Source organism: Corallococcus terminator (assembly GCF_049194865.1).
In the GTDB taxonomy this organism is placed as follows: domain Bacteria; phylum Myxococcota; class Myxococcia; order Myxococcales; family Myxococcaceae; genus Myxococcus; species Myxococcus terminator_A.
Map to the genome: position 1 here is coordinate 137364 of NZ_JBLZWL010000056.1, position 7744 is coordinate 145107.

Consider the following 7744-nt stretch of genomic DNA (forward strand, 5'->3'; position numbering starts at 1 on the left):
GTGGCAAGAGTCGCCTGTTTTGCGTGGAATGCTCCGTTGGGGGGAGGGCCTTGGGGGGCTCCCCTTTCATGCGGAACAGCGGAAGGGAACGCCATGAACGACCAGCTCGGACATGCGGTGCGCGGCGCGGTTTCCCTGGAGCGGTCTTCCCTGGCGGATGAGGGCCCCTGGGCGGGTCTACGGGACGTGCTTTACGGTGCCTGGAACATGCCTCATGGCCACTGCTACCTGTGGAAGCAGGAGCTGGTGGTGATGCATGTCGTGTCGGACGCGCTCATCGGCGCCGCCTACTTCTTCATCTCCCTGACGCTGTACGCGATGGTGCGCCGCAGCCGGCTGCCATTCGGGGGGATGATTCTGTCCTTCGGCGTCTTCATCGGTGCGTGTGGGCTGACGCACCTGATGGAGGTGTGGAACGTCTGGTATTCGGCCTATTACCTGGCGGGTGGCATCAAGGTGGTGACGGCGGTGGCGTCGGTGGCCACGGGCATGTACCTGGTGCCGCTGCGCGGGCGGGTGGTGGAGTTCACGGACGCGGCGAGGCTCTCCGAGGAGCGCCGGGTGCGCCTGGAGAAGAGCTCGCTGGAGATGGAGAACCTGTACGCGCGGCTGAAGGAGTCGGAGGCGCAGCGCACGGGCTTCTTCGCCAATGTCAGCCATGAGCTGCGCACGCCGCTGACGCTCATCCTGGGGCCGGTGGAGCGGCTGCTGCACCAGGGGGAGCTGCCCGAGTCCGCCCACAAGGATTTGGAGGTGGTGCGCCGCAACGCGCGGGTGCTGCTGCGGCACGTGAATGCGCTGCTGGACGTGGCCAAGCTGGACGCGGGGAAGATGCGCCTGCAGTACGAGGAGGTGGACCTGGCGAGGCTGGTGCGCCTGGGCGCGGAGAACTTCGAGGGCCTGGCGGCGGAGCGGCGGCTGGACTTCGAGCTGGAGCTGCCGGCCATGCTGCCGGCGCAGGTGGACTCGGAGAAGCTGGACCGCGTGGTGCTGAACCTCTTGTCCAACGCGGCCAAGTTCACGCCTCCGGGTGGCAGCATCCGCGTCGCGCTGAGCGCGGAGGCCGGGCGGGGCCGGCTGGTGGTGGAGGACACCGGACCGGGGGTGCGGCCCGAGCTGCGCGAGGCCATCTTCGAGCGCTTCCGCCAGGGGGACGACGACACGGTGCGAGACCTGGGAGGCACCGGGCTGGGGCTGGCCATCACCCGTGACTTCGTGTCGTTGCACGAGGGGCGCATCTGGGTGGACGACCGGCCGGGCGGCGGCGCCCGCTTCGTGTTGGAGCTGCCGCTGATGGCGCCCACGGGCGCGAAGCTGTCGGCCCGTCCTGAGGTGGAGGCGCGGGTGGAGCAGCGCGCGGCGGCGCGCGCGGAGCTGGACGTGCTGCGGCCGGAGGCGCGGGAGGTGATGGCGTCGACGCGCGCGGAGGACTCGAGCCGCCCGCGCGTGCTGGTGGTGGAGGACACGCGGGAGATGCGCCGCTTCGTGGTGGAGACGCTGTCGAAGGACTTCCAGGTGGCCACCGCGGTGGACGGCGTGGACGGCCTGGTGCAGGCGGAGCGGATGCAGCCGGACGTCATCGTCAGTGACTTGATGATGCCGCGCATGGGGGGAGACCAGCTGGTGCGCGCGGTGCGCTCGCGTCCGGGAATCGAGTCCACGCCTATCCTGCTGCTCACCGCGCGCGCGGACGATGCGCAGCGGGTGGACCTGCTGCGCTCGGGGGCGCAGGACTACGTGGTGAAGCCCTTCGTGTCCGAGGAGCTGGTGGCGCGGGTGACGAACCTGGCGGTGATGAAGCGCACGCGCGAGGTGTTGCAGGGGCTGTTGGCCGCGCGCTCGGTGGACCTGGAGGCGATGGCTCGCGAGCTGGGCATGCGCAAGCGCCAGCTGGAAGTGGCGCTGGAGACCACCGAGCGCGCCAGCACGTCGCGCAGCACGCTGCTCCAGTTGGTGTCGCACGAGCTGCGCACGCCGCTGTCGGTGCTCCAGCTCACGCAGCATGCCCTCCAGCGGGAGCTGGGCGGAATGCCGCCGAAGGCGGTGGACATGTTCGACCGGATGCACCGCTCCACCGTGCGGCTGCGGGACATGGTGGAGATGGTGCTCCAGTACAACCAGTTGGAGGAGGGCCGGCTGGTGGTGCGGCGTCAGGTCGTGGACCTGGGCGAGGTGGTGGAGGAGGTGGTGGCGGAGGCGCGCGCGGAGGCGCGGCGCAAGGGCCTGGCGCTGGAGCTGGAGCGTCCGCCCGGCAAGGCGGAGGCGCGCACGGACCCGCGCATCGTCCAGATGGTGCTGCTCAACCTGGTGACCAACGCGGTGAAGTACACCGAGCAGGGCGGTGTGTCGGTGACGGTGGAGGAGCATCCCCAGGGCTGGCGGCTGCGGGTGCGCGACACCGGCCCGGGCATCCCCCGCGCCGCGCAGTCGCGCGTCTTCGAGCCCTTCCAGCACCTGGAGCCCTTGGAGCACAAGTCCAAGCCGGGCGTGGGCCTGGGACTGACGCTGGTGCGGGAGATGGTGTCGGTGCTGGGCGGCGTCGTCTCGGTGGCCTCCGAGCCCGGCGTCGGCAGCGAGTTCACCGTCGAGCTGCCGTCCTGAGCGCCTCCATCAACGCGTCCAGGTCCGCGTCGGTGGTGAGGGGGTTGATGAGGGTGACGCGCAGGTACACGCCCCGGGGCAGCTTCGTCTGCACCAGGTAGAAGTCCCCGCGCGTCACCAGCCGCTCACGCAGCCGCGCCTGCAGGGCGTCCCACTCCTCGGGCGGGACGTGCGCGGGCGTGTGGCGGAAGCAGACGATGTTGCAGTCAGGGGCCACCGGCACGTCAAAGTCGGAGGCGGCGGACAGGCGCTCGGCGAAGCGGCGGGCCTGGGTGTACGACTCCGTCACCGCGTCCGCGAACAGGCGCGTGCCCAGCACGCTGAGGCAGACGTAGAGCTTGAGCGCCATCATCTCCTTGGTGCACTCCATGGTCCGCAGGGCCACGTCGCTCCAGGGGCGCTCGGCGTCGCCGAAGAGGTAGCTGGCCTCCTGGGCGAAGGACTCGAAGGAGCGCGCGCCGTCGCGGAAGAGGACGGCCGTGACGAGCGCGGGCATCAACAGGCCCTTGTGCGCGTCCCAGACGACGGAGTCCGCGCGGTCGATGCCGCGCACCTGGTGGCGGTACTCGGGGCTGAGCACGGCTGCGGCGCCATGCGCGGCGTCCACGTGGAACCACAGGCCGTGGCGCTCGCAGAAGTCGGCCACGGGCTCCAGCGGGTCGAACGTGCCGGTGGCGGTGGAGCCGGCGCTGGCGACGACGGCGATGACCTTGCGCCCCGCGCGCGTGGCCGCGTCCAGCGCGGGCCCGAGGCCCTCCGGGCGCAGCCGGAAGCGCTCGTCGACGGGGACGGGCACCACGCCGCCGGCGCCCCAGCCCATCACCCGCGTGGCGCGAGACAGGCAGTAGTGCGCCGTCGTCGGCCCCAGCACGGCGAGCGGCGGCCCCGCGTGCGCGCCGTCGTTCCAGGCGTCATAGCCGGCCTTCGCCTGCCGCGCGGCGAGCAGCGCGGTGAGGTTGCCGAGCGAGCCGCCCGAGGTCAGCACGCCGTCGGAGGACTCGGGCAGGCCCAGGCGCGCGGCCATCCACCGCAGCACGTTGCGCTCCATGGCGGTGGAGACGGGGCCCATCTCGTACACGGCCATGCCGTTATTGAGGAGGGAGGAGACGGCGTCGCACAGCGCGGCCAGCGGCACGGGGGCCGTCACCTGGTGGCCCACGTAGCGCGGGTGGTGCAGGTGGTTGGAGCCGGAGAGCACGCGCGCCACCAGCTCCGCGAAGTCGCCGGTGGGCTCTTCGGGGAAGGACGCGGCGAAGCGGTCCACGTTCACCGCGGGGGCCGCCCACGGCAGCACGGGCATGCCCTCGCCGCGCTCGGCCTGGGCCAGGTAGTCCGCCAGCGTGTCCATCAGCTTGCGGCCCTCGCGACGGAAGGCCTCGGTGTCATAGGCGGCGGCGATGCGCTCACGAAAGTCGGTCATGGCGGACCGGGAACCTAGCCGCGACGGGAGGCGACGTCCTAGGGCACGAGCGCGGAGCCTGAAGTCCCGCTCGCCAATGAACGACCCGCGCGGGCGCGCGGCGTGTTCAGGTGAGAGAGGGCCTCAGGGCCGCGCACGGTTTGCGCACATGGGCGGCGTGGGTCGAGAGTCGGAGCCTCCGGGCCCCGCACGACTTGCGCGGACGTGCGGCGCGGGCAGGCAGGCAGGCTGGCCCGCGCGGGTGAAACGCATTATCTCCAGGGAGACGGGCGCGGCTGATGCGCCCACGCGAGGAGACGCACCATGGCGGACGCGAAGCCGGTCTCGATTACCTACTGTAATTCCTGAGGCTACAAGCCTCGGGCCGCCCGTGCGGCGGCCGCGCTGAAGGACGAGCTGGATGTAGAGGCGGAGCTGAAGCCAGGACCGTCGGGGAGCTACGAGGTCAGGGTGGGTGACAAGGTCGTCATCCGGAAAGCCTCGCTGGCCTTCCCCACGGACCAGGAGGTGGTCGACGCGGTGGCGCGCGCCCTGGACGGATGACCTCCGCGGCGAGGGCGACCCGGAGGAGCACGCCAGGTCGCCTTCGTCATCGCCTCAGCGCTTGATGAACTTCATCGCCGGCCTGTCGTTCTTGCCCTTGCCCGCGGCCTTCAGGGCCACGGGGTCCAGGCCGGACAGGTGCAGCGCCGTCGAGTACACGTGGCCCGCGTCGGAGATGAAGCTGTTGGGGTTCTTCGTCCTACCCGAAATCAGCAGGCCCGTGTCCGGGTCATAGGCGGGGTCCAGCGTGCCGTCCGGCATCAGGGGGATGCCGTCCAGCGAGACGCTGCCCACGCGGCCGTACTGCGTGTTGCCGCGCACGGTGCCGCCCAGGAACGCCGCGCTGTTCACGCGCCAGTGCTGGCAGCAGTCCTGGAGCATGATTTCTTCGTACTTCTGCGCGTCCGTCACACCCGCCTTGGTGAGGATGCCCTCCACGTCGCCCTGAATCGTGCGGCCCATCTCCGAGGCGAGGACGATGGTGGTGAAGTCGTAGTAGCTCTTGCCCGTCGTCCCGTACGGCGTCGACTTGAGCCGGGCCACCAGCGCCTTGAGCGGGTTCCAGAGGTGCTTGCGCATGGTGTCGCGCTGCTCCGTCTGGCCCTTGTTGCTCATGATGGAGCGCCTGTCGCGGTGCGTGTCGAACTGGCGCAGGCCCCGGTTCTCGATGAAGAAGCCGATGGACAGGCCCTTCGTCATCAGCTCGTACGTCATCAACGCCTGCACGTTGGTGTTGGGCGTCTCCTTCGTGCGGGCGGGGTTGCCGTTGATGGACGAGGAGTCGGTGGCCTCGTCCGCGGCGGTGACGCCGAACTCGGCGCGCAGCGCGGTGTTGGTGAACAACGTGCGCGGGTCCAGGTTGATGCTGCCACCGGCCGTCAGCGCGCGGTGAATCTGGAGCGCGGACGAGAAGGCGCGCACCGACTCGCTGTTCTTCTCCGCCAGGAAGCTGGCCTGGAGGTTGTCGGTGAACTGGCGGATGCGCGCGTCGCGCTGGCCCTGCGCCACGTTGCCTAGCGAGGACAACCTGTCGCGCATCGCGCCAGGCGTCTTGCCGTAGAGCGTGTGGGCGTGCACCGGGCCCAGCTTCTCGTAGTAGCCGGTGCCCTCCGGATATGAGGGAATGGACAGCTCACCGTCCGACAGCCAGCGGTGCCAGGAGACGTGGGGCAGCAGGTAGCCGGTGCCGTACGCCTCGCAGAACGCCTGCATCACCGTGCGCTCGTCCGCGTTGCGCTTGCCCGACAGCGACGCGCTGTACTTGCCGTAGTGGTACTCCCACCGGCCGCCGGAGTGGAAGGTGTTGCCGTTGTGGCTGGACACCACCGCCAGCTCCGGGAACAGGTCCAGGCCGTCCTGCGCCAGGTAGCCGTAGTTGATGTTGCCCTGCGTCTTGGGCGGGTCCGACGGCGTGGTGCCGTAGTTCTTCGGGCGGTAGCGGTGCTGCGTCCAGGAGGGCGTGGGCCGCAGCTCTCCGGCGGGGATGACCCGGATGGAGTCATTGGGCGTGTGGACGGGGTTGAACATCGAGTACCCGTCCCAACCCCCCTCCTGGAACCAGTAGATGAGGAAGTGCGGGTTGTCGGCCTCGGCGGCGGCGGCCTCGGCGAAGCCCAGCTCCTTCTTCGTCCCCGGCACTCCGAAGGAGCGGAAGAAGCGGAGCCAGTCCAGGGTGCTGATGGCGGCGCCCGCTGCGGCGCCCGCGAGGAATCGGCGGCGGTTCATGGCGGCGGTCCTTTGGGGGCGCGGTTACTGGCGCAGGTATTCGGGCGAGGTGGCGATGGTCTTCAGCACGGCCTTCAAGTTGCCGTGCTGCGCCTGGCTGACGTCCCACAGGCGCTTGTAGATGACGCGCTCGTCTTCCTGGTGCCGCATCTCCCGGCCGAAGAAGAGGGCGTACTGGGCGTTGAGCGTGCGGCGCACGAAGGCTTCCTTCTTCACCGCCTGGGTGGCGAAGGCCTCCATGCCCGGGCCCTTGAAGGCGTACGTGCTCGCCAGGCTCCGGTCCGTGTCGTCCAGCGTGACGCCCTGCTCGTCCTTCGTCCGGTAGTTGCCCTCGTCGTCCCACTTCAGGCGCTGGTGCGCCAGCGGGGTGAGCGTCTGGTGGCACGAGAAGCAGATGCTGGTGGGGTCCACCGTGGAGGAGGCCGTGGCCGCGCCGCGCATGTCGAAGACCTCGGCGGGCACCTCGTACATCGTGCCCATGAAGTCCGTCATCACCCGCGCCGCGTAGTTGTAGTGCGGCAGGCCCGGCTTGTTCTTGATGAAGCCCTTCATGGTGAGCACGCCCGTCTTGCCGTGCTGCGTGGGCCGCGTCACCTGCTTGAAGGCCGCGTCCACCGAGTAGTCACCGACGAGCAATTCTTGCAGCGGGCGCTCCTGCTCGACGAGGAAGGTCCACAGGCGCGCGGGCTCGTCCGTGTCCGCGGTCCCCTCGCTCTCCGTGCGCACGCGCATGCGGCGGAAGTAGTTGGAGCGGAAGTCCGCCGACGCCAGGTAGGCGTCCACCATGGCCTCCCACGTCTTCGTGCCGCTCTCCAGCGCGGTGAAGTCCGCGGACGTGGGCGGGTGGCCCAGCATGTCCTGCGCCAGCTTCACCAACAGCAGCCTGTCGCGCTCCTTGCCGGAGAACGCCTCGTAGGAGGGCGGCAGGGTGAAGAGGAAGTCAGGGGCGCGCATCAAGCCCTCGCACAGGCCGCTCCACGCCTTGGCGGTGTTGGCTTCGATATCCAGCAGGCCCGTCACCAGCGCGTAGCCGTTGGCGCGCTCCTGCGACGTCGCGGTGCGGTACAGCATCCGCCGGTAGACGGTGTCCACCTTGGCCCTGGCCGCGTCAGCGCGAGCCGTGCCGGTGGCGGCCTCCGTGGGGCCGTACACCACGAGCGCGTCCACGTGCAGGTTGCGGTCGCAGATGCCCGTCTCGCCGTAGTCGTTGGTGAAGGCCACCGTCAGGATGTGGTCCCCGCCGGTGATGGCCTGCGTGTGTACGAAGTCCGCGTAGGCCGTGTTGTTGGGAACGGGCCACTCCTTCACCAGCACGCCGTCCACCTTGAGCTGCATGTTCGGCACGTCCGGGCCGCACAGGTCGCCCTTGGCCTTCACCGTGAAGCGGTAGGTGGCGGACGCGGGGAAGACATACGGCTGAAGCGTGGTGAGGGTGCCGGTGGTGTAGAGGTTCCA

General features: G+C 69.9%; 5 protein-coding genes. 2 read left to right on the plus strand and 3 right to left on the minus strand.

Annotated elements, in window-relative coordinates; translation table 11 throughout:
* The first annotated feature begins 93 nt into the window (after positions 1-93).
* Positions 94-2601 carry an ATP-binding response regulator gene (locus tag ACN469_RS18720; protein WP_498769790.1) on the plus strand — a complete coding sequence of 836 codons (2508 nt, stop codon included), beginning with the start codon at positions 94-96 and terminating at the stop codon, positions 2599-2601.
* Here ACN469_RS18720 and ACN469_RS18725 read toward each other — a convergent pair.
* Positions 2579-4021, minus strand: a complete 1443-nt coding sequence (locus ACN469_RS18725; RefSeq protein WP_498769792.1) for a pyridoxal phosphate-dependent decarboxylase family protein — start codon at positions 4019-4021, stop codon at positions 2579-2581. The genes ACN469_RS18720 and ACN469_RS18725 overlap by 23 nt on opposite strands.
* Before the next feature lie 303 nt (positions 4022-4324).
* On the opposite strand from ACN469_RS18725, the gene ACN469_RS18730 reads away from it, so the two are divergent.
* Positions 4325-4564 carry a SelT/SelW/SelH family protein gene (locus ACN469_RS18730; RefSeq protein WP_498769794.1) on the plus strand — a complete coding sequence of 80 codons (240 nt, stop codon included), beginning with the start codon at positions 4325-4327 and terminating at the stop codon, positions 4562-4564.
* A 54-nt stretch (positions 4565-4618) separates the two neighbouring features.
* Here ACN469_RS18730 and ACN469_RS18735 read toward each other — a convergent pair whose 3' ends face one another.
* Both ACN469_RS18735 and ACN469_RS18740 read right to left on the minus strand, forming a co-directional pair.
* Positions 4619-6289, minus strand: a complete 1671-nt coding sequence (locus tag ACN469_RS18735) for a DUF1501 domain-containing protein (protein WP_498769796.1) — start codon at positions 6287-6289, stop codon at positions 4619-4621.
* Positions 6290-6313: 24 nt separating this feature from the next.
* The coding region (locus ACN469_RS18740) for a carbohydrate-binding domain-containing protein (RefSeq protein WP_498769798.1) at positions 6314-7744 on the minus strand (1431 nt) is incomplete at its 5' end.

Excerpts from the sequence above, each read along its gene's own strand:
- ACN469_RS18735 (WP_498769796.1), bottom strand. The coding sequence starts at position 6,289 with ATGAACCGCCGCCGATTCCTCGCGGGCGCCGCAGCGGGCGCCGCCATC.
- ACN469_RS18725 (WP_498769792.1), bottom strand. The coding sequence starts at position 4,021 with ATGACCGACTTTCGTGAGCGCATCGCCGCCGCCTATGACACCGAGGCC.
- ACN469_RS18720 (WP_498769790.1), top strand. The coding sequence starts at position 94 with ATGAACGACCAGCTCGGACATGCGGTGCGCGGCGCGGTTTCCCTGGAG.